This window comes from Pseudoxanthomonas winnipegensis (assembly GCF_004283755.1).
Lineage (GTDB): Bacteria > Pseudomonadota > Gammaproteobacteria > Xanthomonadales > Xanthomonadaceae > Pseudoxanthomonas_A > Pseudoxanthomonas_A winnipegensis.
The window spans coordinates 54,365-72,535 of the sequence record NZ_SHMH01000004.1 but is presented as its reverse complement, the minus strand read 5'-3'; the positions used below and the strand labels follow the sequence as shown (position 1 = coordinate 72,535).

The 18,171-nt window shown below is 70.8% G+C and carries 17 protein-coding genes and 1 other RNA gene; 14 read left to right on the top strand and 4 right to left on the bottom strand.

Features of this window, described 5'->3' with window-relative positions; genetic code table 11:
• The first annotated feature begins 15 nt into the window (after window positions 1-15).
• The 3 genes from EAT51_RS08880 (at window position 16) to pepQ (ending at window position 4,623) form a co-directional block, all read left to right on the top strand.
• A complete protein-coding gene (locus EAT51_RS08880) occupies window positions 16-2,334 on the top strand; it encodes a DUF1631 domain-containing protein (RefSeq protein WP_165421943.1) in 2,319 nt (772 codons plus the stop codon).
• A complete protein-coding gene (locus tag EAT51_RS08875; RefSeq protein WP_130517082.1) occupies window positions 2,331-2,669 on the top strand; it encodes a PilZ domain-containing protein in 339 nt (112 codons plus the stop codon). The genes EAT51_RS08880 and EAT51_RS08875 overlap by 4 nt, the downstream gene beginning before the upstream one ends.
• Window positions 2,670-3,297: 628 nt before the next feature.
• Window positions 3,298-4,623, top strand: coding sequence for a Xaa-Pro dipeptidase (pepQ, locus tag EAT51_RS08865; RefSeq protein WP_130517078.1), 1,326 nt, complete (start codon window positions 3,298-3,300; stop codon window positions 4,621-4,623).
• Window positions 4,624-5,286: 663 nt separating this feature from the next.
• On the opposite strand, the gene EAT51_RS08860 is transcribed toward pepQ, so the two are convergent.
• Window positions 5,287-6,615: an aminopeptidase P N-terminal domain-containing protein gene (locus EAT51_RS08860; protein WP_130517076.1), complete on the bottom strand. Its 1,329-nt coding sequence runs from the start codon at window positions 6,613-6,615 to the stop codon at window positions 5,287-5,289.
• A complete protein-coding gene (locus EAT51_RS08855) occupies window positions 6,615-7,154 on the bottom strand; it encodes a UPF0149 family protein (protein WP_130517074.1) in 540 nt (179 codons plus the stop codon). Before EAT51_RS08855 ends, EAT51_RS08860 begins: the two co-directional genes overlap by 1 nt.
• 216 nt (window positions 7,155-7,370) lie before the next feature.
• On the opposite strand from EAT51_RS08855, the gene EAT51_RS08850 reads away from it, so the two are divergent.
• The 7 genes from EAT51_RS08850 to rpiA all read left to right on the top strand — a co-directional run bounded on the left by EAT51_RS08850 (window position 7,371) and on the right by rpiA (window position 12,649).
• Window positions 7,371-9,557: a putative bifunctional diguanylate cyclase/phosphodiesterase gene (locus EAT51_RS08850; protein WP_205953506.1), complete on the top strand. Its 2,187-nt coding sequence runs from the start codon at window positions 7,371-7,373 to the stop codon at window positions 9,555-9,557.
• A 68-nt stretch (window positions 9,558-9,625) separates the two neighbouring features.
• The gene (locus EAT51_RS08845) at window positions 9,626-9,847 is read left to right on the top strand and encodes a TIGR02449 family protein (RefSeq protein ID WP_130517071.1); all 222 of its coding nucleotides are present in this window, start codon (window positions 9,626-9,628) and stop codon (window positions 9,845-9,847) included.
• Entirely contained in the window at window positions 9,844-10,140 is a 297-nt protein-coding gene (locus EAT51_RS08840) for a cell division protein ZapA (RefSeq protein WP_130517069.1), read from the top strand. The genes EAT51_RS08845 and EAT51_RS08840 overlap by 4 nt, the downstream gene beginning before the upstream one ends.
• Window positions 10,141-10,609: 469 nt before the next feature.
• A non-coding RNA gene (gene ssrS / locus EAT51_RS08835) (6S RNA) lies at window positions 10,610-10,794 on the top strand.
• Window positions 10,795-10,847: 53 nt separating this feature from the next.
• Complete coding sequence (locus tag EAT51_RS08830; protein WP_130517067.1) at window positions 10,848-11,435, top strand: 5-formyltetrahydrofolate cyclo-ligase; 588 nt, start codon at window positions 10,848-10,850, stop codon at window positions 11,433-11,435.
• Complete coding sequence (locus EAT51_RS08825; RefSeq protein WP_130517065.1) at window positions 11,432-11,905, top strand: EVE domain-containing protein; 474 nt, start codon at window positions 11,432-11,434, stop codon at window positions 11,903-11,905. The genes EAT51_RS08830 and EAT51_RS08825 overlap by 4 nt, the downstream gene beginning before the upstream one ends.
• Before the next feature lie 96 nt (window positions 11,906-12,001).
• Window positions 12,002-12,649 (top strand): ribose-5-phosphate isomerase RpiA, encoded by a 648-nt coding sequence (rpiA, locus tag EAT51_RS08820; RefSeq protein WP_130517063.1) that lies wholly within the window; start codon window positions 12,002-12,004, stop codon window positions 12,647-12,649.
• A gap of 252 nt (window positions 12,650-12,901) precedes the next feature.
• On the opposite strand, the gene EAT51_RS08815 is transcribed toward rpiA, so the two are convergent.
• Window positions 12,902-13,327: a helix-turn-helix domain-containing protein gene (locus EAT51_RS08815; protein WP_130517061.1), complete on the bottom strand. Its 426-nt coding sequence runs from the start codon at window positions 13,325-13,327 to the stop codon at window positions 12,902-12,904.
• Window positions 13,328-13,482: 155 nt separating this feature from the next.
• On the opposite strand from EAT51_RS08815, the gene EAT51_RS08810 reads away from it, so the two are divergent.
• From EAT51_RS08810 to EAT51_RS08800, 3 genes are all read left to right on the top strand, one after another.
• Complete coding sequence (locus EAT51_RS08810; RefSeq protein ID WP_130517059.1) at window positions 13,483-13,977, top strand: hypothetical protein; 495 nt, start codon at window positions 13,483-13,485, stop codon at window positions 13,975-13,977.
• Window positions 13,978-14,058: 81 nt separating this feature from the next.
• On the top strand, window positions 14,059-14,514 hold the full coding sequence (locus EAT51_RS08805) for a DUF192 domain-containing protein (protein ID WP_130517057.1): 456 nt from the start codon (window positions 14,059-14,061) through the stop codon (window positions 14,512-14,514).
• A gap of 60 nt (window positions 14,515-14,574) precedes the next feature.
• Window positions 14,575-15,420, top strand: coding sequence for a SirB1 family protein (locus EAT51_RS08800; RefSeq protein ID WP_130517055.1), 846 nt, complete (start codon window positions 14,575-14,577; stop codon window positions 15,418-15,420).
• 380 nt (window positions 15,421-15,800) lie between these two features.
• Here EAT51_RS08800 and waaA read toward each other — a convergent pair whose 3' ends face one another.
• A complete protein-coding gene (waaA, locus tag EAT51_RS08795) occupies window positions 15,801-17,093 on the bottom strand; it encodes a lipid IV(A) 3-deoxy-D-manno-octulosonic acid transferase (protein WP_130517053.1) in 1,293 nt (430 codons plus the stop codon).
• A 67-nt stretch (window positions 17,094-17,160) separates the two neighbouring features.
• On the opposite strand from waaA, the gene lpxL reads away from it, so the two are divergent.
• Window positions 17,161-18,111 (top strand): LpxL/LpxP family Kdo(2)-lipid IV(A) lauroyl/palmitoleoyl acyltransferase, encoded by a 951-nt coding sequence (gene lpxL, locus EAT51_RS08790; protein ID WP_130517051.1) that lies wholly within the window; start codon window positions 17,161-17,163, stop codon window positions 18,109-18,111.
• Window positions 18,112-18,171 lie beyond the last annotated feature (60 nt).

The window sequence follows — 18,171 nt, the reverse complement described above, 5'->3', positions numbered from 1 at the left end:
GCTGCTTCACCGATCTTGACCGCCACCGACACGCTGGCTTCGGCCGCGTTGCCCGTGCGCGTGCGCCGGATCCTGGAGGCCTTGCTGGCCCAGCTGCAGCAGGCGCTGTTCCTGGGCGTGGAATCCAGCCTGGACGCGCTGGAGCAGGAGCTGTTCCTCAGCGCCAACCGCGCCCGCAGCAACGAGACGCAGACCAGCTACCTGTCGCACCTGCAGCACCTGCGCCGCGACCGGGCCAAGGTCCTGCCGGCGCTGCTGGCGCGGCTGGAGGCCGAGCTGGCCACCCTGCGCAGTCCGCCCCAGCTCCCTCAGGCCGTCGAACAACCGCCCGCGCTGTTGACCCTGGTCGAGGACGCGGTCATCGACCAGAACATCGTCCTGGAGGAGATCGCGCGCCGCCACAGCCATCGCCACCAGCAGGCGCTGCACCTGCTGTCCCAGCGCTTCGGGGTGCTGGCCGGCAGCCCGGCGCTGGACGAGGCGCGCCAGCCGCTGTCGCCGCACTCGCTGTGCCAGGCCCTGCGCGTGGGCGCGGCCACGCTGGAGGTGGACCTGACCTCCCAGCTGCAGTTGTACCGCCTGTTCGAGCAGCACGTGATGTCCGGCTATGGCGAGCTGCTCGAACAGATCGCCCAGACCCTCGGCCGCCAGGGCGTGCTGCCGGGGCTGGTGTTCGCCCCGCAGCGCGCCCGCACGCCGGCCGCACGCAGCGCGTCCGAGCCCGCACCGGCCCCGCCGGCATCCAAGACCGGCCTACCGCCGGTGGAGCTGCCCGGCTGGGTCCGCCCCGGTCAGGCCCGGCGTTCGACCGCGCCGGTGGTGAGCTTCGCCTCGCTGCAGCGGCTGCTCTCGGCCAGCCACGCCCGCGCCAGCGCGCCCCCGCCGGCGGCCAAGGACGCCGGCCTGCTGCCGGCCTGGATGAAGCCCGGCGCCTCGCACCCCGCGCCCCTGTCGCCCACCGCCTCGGCGGGCCCAGTTGCGGGCGGCGCCAACGCCGCCCCACCCTCGGTCGGCGCACCGCACACGGGCGGCTTCGGCGCGGCCAGCGAGGCGTCGCTGCCCACCGCGCACGTGCTCAGCACGCTGCAGACCCTGCAGCTGCAGGTCGCGCAGGGCCAGGTGCCGAGCACGCCGCTGGCGCTGGAGGACATCCGCGAGCGCGTCCTGGCCGGCCTGCGCCGCCTGCACGGCCCGCAGGCCGAGCTGACGCGCGAGGATGCCGACACCTTCGAACTGCTGGACCTGCTGTATCGGCAGATCGGCCGCGAGGTCCGCCGCGGCCCGGCCTCGGACCTGCTCGGCCAGCTACAGGTGCCGGTGGTGCAGGCCGCGCTGAACGACCGCGCCTTCTTCCTGAGCCCGCAGCATCCGGCTCGCGAACTGCTCAATGCCGTGGCCGAGTCCGGCGCCAACTGGCTGGGCGAGGACGACACCGACCCGGTCCTGCTGGCCAAGCTCAAGGCGGCCGTGTCCAAGGTGCTGACCGAATACACCGGCGACGAGGCCGTGTTCGCCCAGGCCCACCGCGACGTGCAGGACCACTTCCAGACGGCCGCGCGCAAGGCCGAGGTGGCCGAACGCCGGCTGGTGGAGGCCGCGCGCGGGCGCGACCGCCTGGAGAACGCCAAGACCGCCGCCGCCGACAGCATCGACCAGGCCCTGGGCGCGCGGCCAATCCCGCCCTTCGTGCAGGCCCTGCTGTCGCAGGCCTGGGCCGACGTGCTGACCCTGATCCGCCTGCGCCACGGCGATGACTCGGACGAATGGCAGGAAGTCTGCGCGCTGACCACGCGCATCGCCGATGCGGTGACCGGGCAGGACACGCCCGAGCCCGCGCTGCCGACGCAGATCGAGCAGGCGCTGGTCAAGGTCGGCTACCACAGCGACGAGGCCGCGGTGATCGCCCGGCGCCTGGCCAACGCGCCCGAGCCCGAGCTGCCCGGCGAGCCGGCGCTGAAGCTGCAGGCCAAGGTCGCCGCCGCCGCGCAGGTCGCCCCGCGCCGGCCCGCGCCGCTGCCGCGCTCGCCGGCCGAACAGGCCAGCTACGAATCGCTGCGGCGGCTGCCGTTCGGCACCTGGTTCGAATTCGTGCAGAACCAGCAGGGCGACCTGCGCCGGCTGCGCCTGTCCTGGTACAACCCGACCAGCGGCCACGCGCTGTTCGTCAGCGCGCGCGGGCAGAAGGTCGGCGAGCACACGCTGGATAGCGTGGCGCGGCTGATGGCCATCGACCAGGCGCGCCCGGTCAGCGAGGAGCACGGCAGCCTGCTCGACCGGGCCTGGCAGGCCGCCCTGGCCAAGCTGCGCGACCTGGCCGGCATGGAGGCCGCATGAGCATCACCGAAGCGCGCCGCGCCCAGCGCCGCAGCCCCGACGGCGCCATCGCCGTCACCGACACCATGACCGGCCAGCTGGTCGGCCGCGTCGGCAACCTGTCCGAGGCCGGCATGCTGCTGGTGGCCGACACGCCGGTACGCGAGGATGCGCTGTACCAGCTGCAGTTCTCGCTGCCGGTCGGCTCCACCGGCCGGGAGACCGATATCGACGTCGGCGCGCACCTGCTGTGGACCGGCGCGGCGCACACGCCCGGCCAGTCGCTGGCCGGCCTGCGTTTCCTCACCGTCTCGGCCGAGCACCTGTCCGCGCTGCGCGACTGGATCGAACGCTAGCGCGACCGCACGCCGACGCGCGGCCGTTGGATTGGCAGTACTACGCCGCTTCATCGTCGTTCCCGCGAAAGCGGGAACCTATCGACTCTGGCGCCGCGAACGTCCCTGGATTCCCGCTTTCGCGGGAATGACGGTAGTGAGGTCTTATTGCTGGTGCGGCGCGAGCCTTGAGCCCACCGGCTCGCCGAACGCCAATCCTCGCTCCACGCGATGCACGCAAAGTTCGTCATCCCCGCGAACGCGGGGATCCAGGGACGTCCGTCCAGGCCGCGCAACGTCCCTTGGATTCCCGCTTTCGCGGGAATGACGGTAGTGTGGTCTTGTCGCTGTCGCTGGTGCGGCGCGAGCCTTGAGCCCACCGACTCGCCGAACGCCAATCCCCGCTGCGCGCGATGCACTCAAAGCCCGTCATCCCCGCGAACGCGGGGATCCAGGGACGTCCGTCCAGTTCGAGCAACGTCCTTGGGTTCCCGCTTTCGCGGGAGCGACGGTTTTGGGCTAGGCGTTTCGACGCCAAGCGCCATCAGGTGCTGCGGACGCACAGCCCCGCGTGCAACACACCGCGACAAGAGCCCCGCACCAGGCGGCGGGTAAACTTCGCGACTCTTCACCGCAACGAGCCGCCGCCATGTCCCTGCCCGATCCCGCCCCGCGCTACGCCGCCCACCTGGACACGCTCAAGGCGCGCGCGGACGAAGCGCTGGCGCGCGGCGGCCTGGACCATCTGGTCATCCCCAGCGGCCGCCTGCACTACCAGCACGCCGACGATCTGAACTACCCCTTCTACGTCAATCCGCAATTCAAGGCCTGGCTGCCGCTGACGCGCGTGCCCGACAGCTGGATCGTGTACACGCCCGGCCAGCGCCCGCGCCTGATCTTCCTGCAGCCGCGCGACTACTGGCACGTGGTGCCGGCCGCGCCGAGCGGCTGGTGGGTCGCGCACTTCGACATCGACATCATCCGCACCGCCGATCAGGCCGCCGCGCTGCTGCCCAAGGACATCGCGCGCTGCGCGATCCTGGGCGAGGCGCACAGCGCGCTGGGCGCCTACGTGCCCAACAACCCCGAGGCGGTGATCGACTACCTGGCCTATCACCGCGCCTACAAGACGCCGTACGAGATCGCGCTGATGCGCCAGGCGCAGGCGCTGGCCGTGCGCGGGCATCGCGCGGCCGAGGCGGCCTTCCGCGCCGGCGCCAGCGAGTTCGACATCCACATGGCCTATTGCGCCGCGGTCGGCCAGGACGCGACCGAGCTGCCCTACGGCAACATCATTGGCCTCAACGAACACGCCGCCGTGCTGCACTACACCGAACTGGAGCGCGTGGCGCCCGCGCAGTCGCGCAGCTTCCTGATCGACGCCGGCGCCAGCGCCGCCGGCTACGCCAGCGACATCACCCGCACCTATGCGGCCGACCCGGGCAGCGAGTTCCAGGCCATGATCCAGGCGCTGGACGCGGCCCAGATCCGCATGGGCCAGGCCGTGGCGCCGGGCGTGGACTACAAGCAGCTGCACCTGGACGCGCACCTGGCGCTGATGGGCATCCTCAAGGACTTCGGCGTCATCACCGTCTCGCCCGAGGCGGCGGTTGCCAGCGGCCTGTCGGCGACCTTCTTCCCGCATGGCCTGGGCCACGCGATCGGGCTGCAGGTGCACGATGTGGCCGGCTTCGCGGCCTCCGACCGCGGCGGGCGCATCGAGCGCCCCGAAGGTCACCCTTACCTGCGCCTGACCCGCGTGCTGGAGCCGGGCATGGTGGTGACCATCGAGCCGGGCCTCTACTTCATCGACATGCTGCTGGACGACGCCAGGGCCGCCGGCCACGGCGAGGCGATCAACTGGGACCGCGTGGCGCAGTTCAAGCCCTACGGCGGCATCCGCATCGAGGACGAGGTGCTGTGCACCGACACCGGCGCCGACAACCTCACCCGCCCGGCATTTGCGGAGCGCTGATGTGGATGGGAGCCGCCATGGCGGCGATGGAGCTTTCCCGGTAGAGCCCCTCGCCTCCATGGCGGCTCCCATGTGTAGAGCGGAGCTTGTGGCAATCCCCTCTTGGGGACTCCGCTGCTCTTCGTTCGGTTCGTGAGAAAGGCCTCAGCGGAGCAAGCTCCGCTCTACAGATGGGCGGCTGCGGGATTTGAGGAGGCAGTGGCTTTCCCGAATCTCAACCGCCGCTGGCCATCACCGCTTCAACCTCATCGGCGCTGCGCGCCAGCGTAGCAATGAGGCTTTACGTGGAGCGCCCTTCGCCGCCATGGCGGCTCCCATGTGTAGAGCGGAGCTTGTGGCAATCCCCTCTTGGGGACTCCGCTGCTCTTCGGCCAGTTCATGAGAAAGGCCCCAGCGGAGCAAGCTCCGCTCTACAGATAGGCCGCTGTGAGATTTGAGCCGCTTCAACCTCGTCGGCGCTGCGCGCCAGCGCGGCAATGAGGCTTTACGTAGAGAGCCCTTCGCCGCCGTGGCGGATTCCACCTGTAGAGCGGAGCTTGTGGCAATCCCCTCTTGGGGACTCCGCTGCTCTTCGGTCAGTTCGTGAGAAAGGCCCCAGCGGAGCAAGCTCCGCTCTACAGATAGGCGGCTGCGAGATTTGAGGAGGCAGTGGCTTCCCGAATCTCAACCGCCGCTGGCCATCACCGCTTCGATCTCGTCGGCGCTGCGCGCCAGCGTGGCGGTGAGCACGCGGTGGCCGTCGGCGGTGATGGCCACGTTGTCCTCGGTGCGGATGCCGATGCCGCGCCACTTGGCCTCCACGCTGGTGTCGTCGGGCGAGATGTACAGGCCCGGCTCGATGGTGAACACCATGCCCGGCTCGAGCAGACGCGACTCGCCCTGCAGGCGGTAGTCGCCTACGTCGTGCACGTCCAGGCCCAGCCAGTGGCCGGTCTTGTGCCGATAGAAACGCTTGTAGCTGCCCTCGGCGATGCACGTCTCCAGCTTGCCCTTGAGCAGGCCCAGCTGCAGCAGCCCCTCGGTCAGCACTTCCACCGCCGCCTCGTGGCCGGCCTCGTAGGGCACGCCAGGGCGCGCCTGCGCCAGCGCGGCGGCCTGCGCGGCGCCGACCAGGTCGTGCAGCTGACGCTGCGGTTTGCTGAAGCGCCCGTCCACCGGAAAGGTGCGGGTGATGTCGGCGGCGTAGTTGCGGTATTCGGCGCCGGCGTCGATCAGCACCAGCTCGCCCGCCCTGGCCTGCGCGTTGTTGGCCACGTAATGCAGGATGCAGGCATTGGCGCCGGCGCCGACGATGCTGCCGTAGGCCGGCCAGGCGTCGCTGGCGCGGAACACGCATTCGATCACCGCCTGCAGCTGGTACTCGCGTACGCCGGCATGGGCGCCGCGCATCGCGGCCAGGTGCGCGTCGATGCTGATCTCGGCGGCGCGCTGCATCAGCTTGAGTTCGTCGGCGGACTTGAACAGCCGCTGCTCGTGCAGCAGATGGCCCAGCTCGAGGAACTCGTGCGGCGGCTGCGCGCCGCCGCGCGCCTGGGCGCGCACCTGGTTGACCCAGCCGATCAGCTTGAGGTCGAACTCGGTGTCGCGGCCGAAGTGGTAGTACACCCGCGAGCGGCCTTCCAGCATGCCCGGCAGGATCTCGTCCATGTCCTCGATCGGATACGCATCGTCCATGCCGTAACCGTCCACCGCGCCCTGCTGGCCGATGCGCGGGCCGTCGTAGACCTCGCGCGCCGGGTCGCGGTCGCGGTTGAACAGGATCACCTCGCCGTGGCGGCGGCCAGGGATCAGCACCAGCACCGCACCCGGCTCGGGATAGCCGGTGAGATACCAGAAGTCCGAATCCTGCCGGTACGGATAGTGCGTGTCGTGGCTGCGCACGCGCTCGGGCGCGGCCGGCAGCACCAGGATGGCGTCCTCGCCGGCCATGCGCATGAGGGCCTTGCGCCGGCGCGCGAATTCGGCCGCGCCGATGCCGGTGGCCGCGCGCATCAGTTCAGGCTTTTGCGATGGCGCGGCGCCAGCACGCAGTCGCCGTGCAGCAGCAGCACGGCCACGCGCACGAATTCCTCGATCTCGGCCAGCGCGTCTTCGTCCTCTTCGCCCTCGCCCAGCTCGGGGCTGGCCTGGGCCAGCTTGCCCAGGTCGGCCAGCGCCTCGGCGCCGTCGTCGGACAGCGGCGCATCGCCGACCGCGGCCAGGCCGAAGCCGCCCAGGAACGCCCGGCACCAGTCGAACAGCGCCTGCGCGCGTTCCTCCAGGCCGGCGGCGGGATCGGGCAGCAGCAGGTCAAAGCCGAAGCCGCGGTCCTCCAACTGGGTGGCGGTGGTGGTGCGCAGCGTGTCCAGCGCGCTGTCGGCCGGCGGCGTCGGCAGCGCCGGGTCGGCCAGTACGCGGGCCGGCCAGTCCTGCGCATTGGCGCCGCCGCCGGCCAGCCAGCCGCACAGCGCGCCGTGGAGTTCGTAAGGGCTGGCGCCGAGGGCCAGCGCGCGCGCGGCCTGGTCGACGTCCTCGGGAGTGGGCAGGCTCATGGGGTCACCTGCGCACGGTCTGACTTGAAAAACGGATGCATCGAACAAGTGTAAATCGAAAGCCCGCAGCGCCGCTTGTTGTGTGACGGCGCTCACGCCTACACTGCCGGGCAGCGCCTGTCCTGGCCGCCGCGGCGGAGCCGTTCCCACGTGATGCCACCGTCCTCCCTGCCCTTCCTGCTTGGCGCTGGCGCCGCTTCGACATCGTTGTCATCGATGTGGATGGCGCTGGCGGCGCTGGTGCTGCTGGGCGTGATCGCGGTCGGCACGCGCGTGCTGTGGCGGCCGTACCTGCCCGGCCGCCGTGCGCACGTATCGACCGCGCCGGAGAGCGAGGATCCGCTCAAGCTGGCGCTGTGGGCCTCTGGCGAGGTGTTCTGGGACTACGACCTGATCGGCCGCCGCCTGCATCGCATGCGCGCCGACGAGCAGTCTCCCGCCAGCCACACCATCGTCATGCTCACCCGCATCGGCGAGATGCCCGCGGTGCATCCGCACGACCTGCCGCTGGTGACCCAGCGCCTGCGCAGCCACCTGCGCGGGCAGGAACCGTTGTTCATGTCCGAACACCGCATGGACCTGCGCGGCGACGGCGACTGGATCTGGGTCCGCGCGCGCGGCCGGGTGGTCGAGCGCGACGCCCACGGCCGCGCCCTGCGCCTGGCCGGCACCGCGCGCGACATCACCGCCAGCCGCCGCGCCGAATACGAGCATCGCGTGGCCAGCGAGGTCATGCGCAGCATGAGCGAGGCGGTGGCCGTGCTCGATGCCGACTACCGCTTCATCACCGTCAACCCGTCCTTCAGCCGCATGACCGGCTACGACGGCGCCGAAGTGGCCGGCCAGCCGCTGTCGCTGCTGGACAGCCGGCAGAAGCTGGGCGACAGCGCCTCGCGCATGAGCCAGCAGCTGGCGCGCGAGGGCCGCTGGTCCGGCGAGGCCTGGAAGGTGCGCAAGGACGGCGAGGAGATCCTGTGCCGCATCGAGACCAACGTGGTGCCCGACGGCAGCGGGCAGCGGCCGATGGTGGTGCTGGTGCTGGGCGACATCACCGAGCAGAAGCGCGCCGAGCAGGAGCTGCGCTACCTGGCCAACTACGACACCCTGACCAGCCTGCCCAACCGCTCGCTGCTGTCCGAGCGGCTCTCGCGCGCGGTGGTGCGCGCGCGCCGCGAGAAGGGCCGCGTGGCGGTGCTGTTCATCGACCTGGACCGCTTCAAGGACATCAACGACTCGCTGGGCCACGCCACCGGCGATCGCATCCTGCGCGCGGCCGCCGCGCGCGTGCAGCAGACCGTCGGCGCCCAGCACACCGTGGCCCGGCTCAGCGGCGATGAGTTCACCGTGGTGCTGGAAGGCATCGCCGCGCCGGTCGATGCCGAGCGCGTGGCCGAGCGCATCATCCAGGCCTTCACCCAGCCGCTGTCCTTCGGCGACCGGCTGGAGCTGGCGGTCTCGCCCTCGATCGGCATCAGCCTCTACCCCGAGCACGCCCAGGTGCCGACCGAGCTGCTCAAGCACGCCGACACGGCCATGTACCAGGCCAAGGCCGCCGGCCGCCACACCTGGGCGGTGTATTCGGAGGTGATGGACGAGAAGACCCGCCACCGCGCCATCCTGTCCAGCGCGCTGCGCCGGGCGCTGGAGCGCGACGAACTGCGCGTGGTATATCAGCCGCGCCTGTCGCTGCATCGCGAGCGCATCACCGGCACCGAGGCGCTGCTGCGCTGGGAAAGCCGCGAACTGGGCGAGATCTCGCCCAGCCTGTTCATCCCGCTGGCCGAGGAGAGCGGCCTGATCGTGGAGATCGGCATCTGGACGCTGCGCCAGGCCTGCCAGACCCTGCGCGCCTGGCACGAGGCCGGCCTGACCCATCTGAGCGTGGCGGTCAACGTCTCGGCCCTGCAGCTGCAGCGCGGCGACCTGGCCGACGTGGTCGCCCGCGTACTGGCCGAGGCCGGCGTCAACCCTTCGCGGCTGGAGCTGGAACTGACCGAAAGCGTGCTGATGGCCAACCCCGAGCAGAGCAGCAGCGTGCTGGAAGCCTGCCGCGCGCTGGGCGTGTCGATCGCGATCGACGATTTCGGCACCGGCTATTCCTCGCTGGCCTATCTCAAGCGCCTGCCGCTGACCACGCTGAAGATCGACCAGACCTTCGTGCGCGACCTGGACCAGAACCTCGAGGACGAGGCCATCACCAGCGCCATCATCGCCCTGGCCCAGTCGCTCTCGCTCAAGGTGGTGGCCGAGGGGGTGGAGACCGCAGCGCAGCTGGCCTTCCTGCGCCAGCGCGGCTGCGACGAGGTCCAGGGCCACTACGTCGCCCGGGCGATGGAACGCCTGCAGTGCCTGGAATTCCTGCGCGACTACGCTCCCGATTCGGACCTGCGCGCCAGCGCCTGAACCCAGGCCTGCATCGCGCGCCCGCCTGCAGCTTGACCGGCCGCCGGCCCCGTGCCTAAGGTGCCGGCATGAATCCGCCCGATGCCATCGAACAGCTGCGCGCCCTGGCCTCGCGCCTGCAGGAGCTGGGCGAGCGCTGCCAGCGGCTGACGGAGGAAAACCGCAGCCTGCGCGTGCAGCAGGAGCAGCTGAGCAGCGAGCGCTCGCAGCTGCTGGCCAAGAACGAACTGGCGCGTTCGCGCGTGGAGGCGATGATCACCCGCCTGCGCTCGCTGGAGCAGCACACGTGAGCAGCAGCGAGCCGGTCAACGTCCATATCCTGGATCGCGAATACACCATCGGCGTCGAGCCGGGCGAGCGCGGCAGCCTGATGGCCGCCGCCAAGCTGCTGGACACGCGCATGCGCGAGGTGCGCGGCGCGCACCGCATGGCCTCGGCCGACCGCATCGCCGTGTTGGCCGCGCTCAACCTGGCGCACGAACTGCAGCAGCTGCGCGACCAGCAGGCCGCACAGGACAGCGAACTCACGCGCACCCTGGCCGACCTGCACCGCCGCCTGGACGGCTGGCTCGAACCGCGCTGACGCGGGTGCCAGGTGGGAGAAGCCATGGCAGCTATCGCAAAAAGTCGTCAGTAGCGCGGTGACGCAGTGATAGCTCCTGCCCTCCGCAGTTCGGCCTGTCGTCCTCGTCATTCCATCCCGCTCTTGTGGGAGCGACTGTCTCCTCAAATCTAGCGGCCGCCCGTCTGTAGAGCGGAGCTTGCTCCGCTGGGGCCTTCCCCACGAACGGAACGAAGAGCAGCGGAGCAAGCTCCGCTCTACAGGTGAGCCATCGCCAGACGCAGTTCTGTCTGTCGTCCTCGTCATTCCCACGCAGGACTGGGAGCCGCTCTCGGGGCGATGAGGCCTTCGCAATCAGCATTCACCTCTGCATCGCAGCGCGCGCGATGCCATGCGTCATCCACACATCCGCTGCACGTCCACCACCGCGCACTGAACCGCGCCGACGAACGGCCTAGGCAAACCTCGACGCATCGCTATACTGGCCACGCATCCTCTGCTGTGATCGACAGCGTGCAAAACATTCGCCTTGTCCCTTAATGACGACCGCGGGGCAGCAACGGAAGCCGGGAGCGCAAGTCCGCCTTGTAGCGGGAAGCCCGATGGCCCCCAAGCTGTCCCACTTGAACCCCGGGTTCAAGGTCGTTTCGCCGCATCGCCATTGGCGGAGGATGTCTTCAATCTTCTAGAATGCCGCGCCCTGCACCAGGACGCGGCATTCTTTTTTCATGAGCGATAGCGACGCCCTGCCCGCCCTGCGCGCGCGCCTGCGCGAACGCCGCCGCGCCTTGCCCGCCGCCGCGCGCATCGCCGGCGCCGAGGCCCTGGCCGCGCGGCTGCTGGCGCTGCCGTTCCTGCCCGAGCGCGGCTACGTCGCCGGCTACTGGGCCACCGATGGCGAGATCGGCCTGCACGCCTTCCAGCTCAAGCTGCCCGCCGGCCTGGTCTACTGCCTGCCGGTGCTGCACGGCGAGGAGCTGCGCTTCGCGCCGTGGCGCGCCGGCGACGGGCTGGTGACCAACCGCTTCGGCATTCCCGAACCCGACGTGGCGCCGTCCTCGGCGCTGGAACCCGAACAGATGGCGCTGGTGGTGATGCCGCTGGTGGGCTTCGATGCCAGCGGCCACCGGCTGGGCATGGGCGGTGGCTGGTACGACCGCAGCTTCGCCATGCGCACCGCGAGCGCGCCGCCGCCGTGGCTGGTGGGCGTGGGCTTCGAGACCCAGCGCACCGACCTGCCGCCGCCGCGCGCCTGGGACGTGCGTCCCGACGTGATCTGCACCGAATCCTCCACGCTCCTCCTGGAACCGCGATGACCGCCCGCCGCCGCTACTGGCTGATGAAGTCCGAACCGGACGACTTCTCCATCGATGACCTTCAGCGCGTGGGCACCGAGCCGTGGACCGGCGTGCGCAACTACCAGGCGCGCAACTTCATGAAGGCCATGCAGGTCGGCGACGGCGTGCTGTTCTACCACTCCAACGCCGAGGTGCCGGGCATCTACGGCGTGGCCGAGGTGGCGACCCCGGCCTATCCCGACCCGAGCCAGTTCGACAAGAAGTCCAAGTACTACGACCCCAAATCCGATCCGGCGCAGCCGCGCTGGGAGCTGGTGGACGTCAAGTACGTGCGCCATCTCAAGCACGGCGTCAGCCTGGCGCAGATCCGCGAACACGCCGATGCGCTGGGCGAGGACTTCGCCCTGATCCGCAAGGGCACGCGCCTGTCGGTGCTGCCGGTGACGGCGGCGCAGTGGAAGCTGCTGCTGTCGTTGGAGCAGGAGTGAGCGCAGAGAAGTGAGGAGTGAGCGAAAGCTCGCCCCCCATCGCCTCGGCTCCTGCCTTTTCTCACTCCTCACTCTTCTCCACTCACATCTGCCCTCATGACCGAAGCCAAGCGCCTGGCCGCCGAAAAAGCCATGGATTACCTCGAAGACGGCATGATCGTCGGTGTCGGCACCGGCTCGACCGTGGCCTACTTCATCGACGCGCTCGGCCGCGACCCGTCGCGCATCAAGGGCGCGGTGTCCAGCTCCGAGCAGAGCACCGCGCGGCTGAAGGCGCACGGCATCGAGGTGCTGGACCTCAACCACACCGGCACGCTGTCGCTGTACGTGGACGGCGCCGACGAGTGCGACCCGCACAAGTGCCTGATCAAGGGCGGCGGCGCGGCGCTGACGCGCGAGAAGATCATCGCCCAGGCCAGCGCGCGCTTCGTGTGCATCGTCGACCCGTCCAAGCAGGTGCCGGTGCTGGGCCGCTTCCCGCTGCCGGTGGAAGTGATCCCGATGGCGCGCAGCCTGGTGGCGCGCGAGATCCTGGCCCTGACCGGCGGCCAGCCGGTCTGGCGCGACGGGGTGGTCACCGACAACGGCAACGTGGTGCTGGACGTGCACAACCTGTCGATCACCGACCCGGTGGCGATGGAGACCGCGCTCAACCAGATCCCCGGCGTGGTCAGCGTCGGCCTGTTCGCGCGCCGCCGCGCCGATGTGGTCATCGTCGGCGGCGAGCCGCCGCAGGTGCTGTAAAGCAGGCCGATCCCCCGTGTAGAGCGGAGCTTGCTCCGCTGGGGCTTTCCCGCGAACCGGACGAAGCGCAGCGGAGCGAGCTCCGCTCTACGCTGCGGGCCTTTTCCGCGAACCGGCCGTAAGAGCAGCGGAGCAAGCTCCGCTCTACGCTGCGGGCCTTTCCCGCGAACCGGACGAAAAGCAGCGGAGCGAGCTCCGCTCTACAAGGGGGCGCGGACTGATCGGAAGCGCCAGTGGCTCCCCCAGGCTGCGTCAGGCGCGCTTGCGGCGGCCGCGGCGCTTGGCGGCGTGGCGCTGGCCCAGCACGCGCACCAGTTCCTGCACCAGCGCCTTCTCCTCCGGCTCCAGCAGCGCCAGGCCCTCGACCAGGGTGCGCTCCTCCGGGCTGTTGGCATGCCAGGCCGCACGCGGCTCCTGCACGCGCAGCTTGCCGCCCTTGCCGTCGAAGGCCAGCTCGGCAGCGTCCATGTTCAGCGCCTCGGCCAGGCCCTCGATCTGCTCCAGCCGGGGCATGTGCTTGCCGTTGCGCCAGTTGGAGACGGTCTGGGTGGTCACCGCGATGCCGTGACGGCCGAACAGCTTGAGCAGCTCGCCGTCGCTGAGCCCCGAACGACCCGAGGTCTCCAGGGCCTTGTTGAAACGGCTGGCGAAGCCTTGCCGTCTGCGCGCGATATCCATGCCACGACGGTAGCGAGGCCGGAGTCTGCAACTTGCGCATCTGACTTTCAAATAAAGTAAAGTTAGGCTTTAGACAAGCCAGACTCCCCGCCCGGCACGGGCCTGTGCTGCACCCAGGCCCCGATGCGCGCGGAACCGCACCGACAGGATGTCGCATGCACCACAGCTCGCCCTACGCCGCCGTCGAAGCCTCCTATCGCTGGATCGACTACCGCCTGGCCTATGCGCAGGTGCTGGAACGGCACGGCGATCCACCGGCCTGCCTGCTGGAGCTGTTCGTGTTCCGCGTCTGGCTGGCGCAGTTCGCGCTGCTGCGGGTGCTCGGCGGCGCGCCGCCCGCGCGCCAGGCCACGCCGCGGCCGCCGTGGTGGCTGCTGTCCAAGCAGGCCGAGGCCACCGGGGTCACCCGGGACGCTGGGCACGCGGGGCTGGCCGCGCTGCTGGAGCAGCGCTTCGGCCAGTACGACGCCGCTGCGCGGGCCGGGACGCCGGACGATCCGCTCGGCCTGGAGGCCGCGGCCGCCGCGCTGGCCGGCCAGCTCTTCGGCCAGCCCGACCCGTCCCTCGTCGATGCGCTGGCGCGCCGCGCGCGCGGCCAGTATGCCGGCATCGCCCAGGCCTACGACGCGGAGCGACCGGACGCGCGGTGACGGCCGCCGGCCGCGGCGCACTTGACCTGCCCCGGGCCTTGCACGAAGGTGCGCGCTCCCGAACGCGCCACGGCTGTCCGCATGTCCCTTCGCCTCGTCCTGCTCGCCGCGCTCCTGCTGATCTGCACCACCGGCTGCGCGCGCACGCCCTGGGTGGAGCTGGCCGGACAGCGCTACCAGGTCGAGATCGCCGATCAGGAAGGCGAGCGCCAGCGCGGGCTGATGTTCCGCGACGAGCTGGCCGCCGACCACGGCATGCTGTTCATCCACGACAACGAGCAGCCGCTGTCGTACTGGATGAAGAACACCCACATCCCGCTGGACATCCTCTACTTCGACCACGACCTCAAGCTGGTCGGCCAGCAGCGCGACGTGCCGCCGTGCAGCGCCGGCAACGCCTGCCCGTCCTACCCCAGCAAGGCCCCGGCGCTGTACGTGCTGGAGCTCAACGCGGGCCAGGCCGCCAAGCTCGGCGTCAAGGACGGCGATACGCTCAAAGTGGACCCCAAGGTCGAGCTGAAAGCCCAGCCCAACTGAGCGCCAACGCGCCGGGTGGGCGGGCTTGATAAGCCGCGCGAATGCCTGCAGTCTGTGGGCATGGGGGATCGACTGACACTGCCGGAATGGGGTTCGTTGGCCAGCCAGGCCGACGATGCGCTGCCGCTGCTGGGCACCGCGCTGCTGATCGCGCGCGATGAATATCCGCAGCTGGATGCCGACCTCTACGACACCCTGGTGCAGAGCCACGCCGAGCATCTGCGCCGGGAGATCGACCTGATCGCCTCCTGGCCGCTGAAGATGGCGGCGATCAACCGGCACCTGTTCGAGGAGCTGGGCTACGCCGGCGACCACGACGAGTACTACGACCCGCGCAACAGCTACCTCAACGAGGTGTTCGAGCGGCGCCTGGGCAATCCGATCTCGCTGGCGGTGGTGCAGATCGAGGTGGCGCGCCGGCTGGGCGTGCCGCTGGACGGGGTGTCCTTCCCCGGGCATTTCCTGGTGCGCCTGCCGGTGGACGACGGCATCCTGGTGATGGACCCGTTCAACGGCGGCCGGCCGCTGGGCGCCGACGAGCTGCGCGAGCGCGCCAAGCCGCACCTGGGCGGCGATGTGCCCGACGACAATGCGCTGCTGCAGATCCTGGACCCGGCCTCGCACCGGGCGATCCTGGTACGTGTGCTGCGCAACCTGCACGGGGTCTACGCCGAGCGCGACGAATGGGACCGCGCCGCGCGCAGCGCCGACCGCGTGCTCAAGCTGGTGCCCGACCAGCCCGACGCCCTGCGCGATCGCGGCCTGGCCTATCTCAAGCTCGACTACGCCCGCGGCGCGCAGGCAGACCTGTCGCGCTATCTGCAGGTGGCTCCGAAGGCCCAGGATGCCGATGCGATCCGCGAGCGGCTGATCGAGCTCAATGCCGGGCGTTCGCGGACGCATTGAGGCTTGGGGCTGCCGGTTCGAGGCGAGCCGGATCTGGCCTCGCCCCGAGCGCCGGCAGCCATGGGATGGCGCTGCCGGAGTCGCGGTCTCCTCCGCTCACGCCGCGCCCTCCTTGTAGAGCGGAGCTTGCTCCGCTGCGCTTGGCCGGATCATTGGCAAGCCCCGTAGAGCGGAGCTTGCTCCGCTGCGCTTGGCCGGATCATTGGCAAGCCCCGTAGAGCGGAGCTTGCTCCGCTGCGCTTGGTCGGATCATTGGCAAGCCACCCCGTAGAGCGGAGCTTGCTCCGCTGCGCTTCGGTTGGTTCGTGGGTAAGGCCCCAGCGGAGCAAGCTCCGCTCTACAGGGAGGCCGCCGAAGGCGGCTGATGTCTTCTGGCGCGGCTAGCGCGGGCGCAGGTCCGGGGCGACCATCGCCATGGTGCGGGCCAGGGCGCCGCGGCCGCGTTCGACCAGCAGGCGGCCGGCCTGGGCCATCTGCGCGCGCCGCGGCGCGTCGGCCAGCAGGGCCTCCAGCAGCGTGCCGACCTCCTCGGCATTGCGGCCGATTTCCAGCGCACCGGCCTCCTGCAGGCGGCGCGAGATCTCCACGAAGTTGTGCAGATGCGGGCCAGTGACCATCGCGGTGCCGACCGCGGCCGGCTCGAGCAGGTTGTGGCCGCCGATGGCCTGCAGGCTGCCGCCGACGAAGGCCACCTGCGCGCAGGCGTAGAAGCCCATCAGCTCGCCCAGCGTGTCGAGCACGAACACCGCATCGCCCGCACGCGGCCAGCCGGCGGCGCTGCGCCGGCCGACCCGCCAGCCGGCGGCCTGGGCCAGCTCGGCCACGCGCCCGAAGCGTTCGGGATGGCGCGGCGCCCACAGCAGCAGCAGCTCGGGGAAGCGCGCCAGCAGCCGGCGGTGGATGGCCACCACCTGGGCCTCCTCGTCCGGATGGGTGCTGGCGGCGATCCACACCGGCCGCGCGCCGACCTGGCGGCCGAACTGCGTCACCAGCGCGTCCAGGCCCTGCGGCACGGCGATATCGAACTTGAGGTTGCCGGTGTCGACGATGGCCTCGGGCGAGGCGCCCAGGCGCACGAAGCGCTTGCCGTCGGCGACGGACTGGGCGCCGATGCGGTGCACGCTGGCCACCACGCGGCGGATCAGCGGCGCCAGCACGCGGTAGCCGCGCAGCGAGCGCGCCGACAGCCGCGCGTTGAGGATGTAGCTGCGGATGCCGCGGTCGCGGCAGCCCAGCAGCAGGTTGGGCCACAGTTCGGTTTCCATCACCAGGGCCACGCCGGGCTGGAAGTGCGCCAGGAAGCGGCCGACCGCGCCGGGCAGGTCGTAGGGCGCGTAGACGTGCAGCACCGCATCGCCCCACAGCGCGCGCACGCGGTCCGAGCCGGTCGGGGTGATGGTGGTGATCAGCAGCTTCAGGTGCGGATGGTCGCGGCGCAGGGCATCGACCACCGGCGCGGCGGCGTTGACCTCGCCCACCGAGACCGCGTGCACCCACACGTCCACGTCGTGCGGCGCCCCGCTCCAGGCGGCATAGCGTTCGCCCCAGCGCTGGAAATAGCCCGGAACGCGGAACCCGCGCCAGATCAGGTGGTAGACCGTGGCCGGCGTCAGCACGTAGAGCACGGCCGAATACAGGGCACGCAACCATGTTTCGGTCAGGTCACGACGCATCGGGCGCAAGGATACGAGAAAGGACGCGGCACAGGGATCCAGCGCCGCCCGGCCTACAATGGCGGCCATGACCGACCGTTCCGCGCAGGCCGCACCGCGCCAGGCCACGCCCTTCGATCCCGGCCCGGCGCCGCTGGCGCCCTCCACCTGGCCCACCTGGCTGGGGATCGGCCTGGCCGCGCTCGCCGCGCGCCTGCCCTGGGGCCTGCAGCGCAGGCTGGGCAAGCCGCTGGGGCGGCTGCTCAAAGTCGTCCTGGGCGCGCGCCGCAAGGTCGCCGCGCGCAACCTGGAGCTGTGCTTCCCCGAGCTGGACGCGGCCGCGCGCGCGCGGCTGCTGGACGAGGTGTTCACCGCGCTGGGCGTGGGGCTGTTCGAGTTCGCGCGCGCCTGGTGGGGCGATGTGGCGCCGATGCGCCGCGACCTGCGCGTGGAAGGCCTGGAGCATCTGCAGGCCGCGCAGGCCGGCGGGCGCGGGGTGATCGTGATCTCCGGCCACTTCACCACGCTGGAGCTCTCCGCGCGGCTGATGTGCGACTACGCGCCGCTGGCCGGCATGTACCGTCCGCACGCCACCGGGGCGATGGAATGGGCGGTCAAGCGCGGCCGGCTGCGCTATGCCACGGCGATGTTCGGCCGCGAGGAGCTGCGCCCGGCGCTCAAGCACCTCAAGCAGGGCGGGCTGCTGTGGTTCGCACCGGACCAGGACACGCGCCGGGGCGAGAGCGTGTTCGTGCCGTTCTTCGGCCGGCCGGCCTACAGCCTGACCTCGACGCATCAGCTGGCGCGGCTGTCGGGCGCGGCGGTGATCGCCTTCGCCCATGAGCGCCGGCCCGATGGCGGCTATACGCTGCGGCTGTCGCCGGCGTTCGAGGACTTCCCGTCCAAGGACGCCACCGCCGACACGGCGCGGGTGATGGCGGCGATCGAGGCGATGATCCGCGTGGTGCCGGCGCAGTACCTGTGGATCCACCGGCGCTTCAAGCGCCAGCCTGAGGGGCGCGGCGCGCTGTATCGGTGAGGCGGGAGTGAGTGGAGAGGCGTGAGACATGAGCGAAAGCCGCTCTTGCTCACGCCTCAT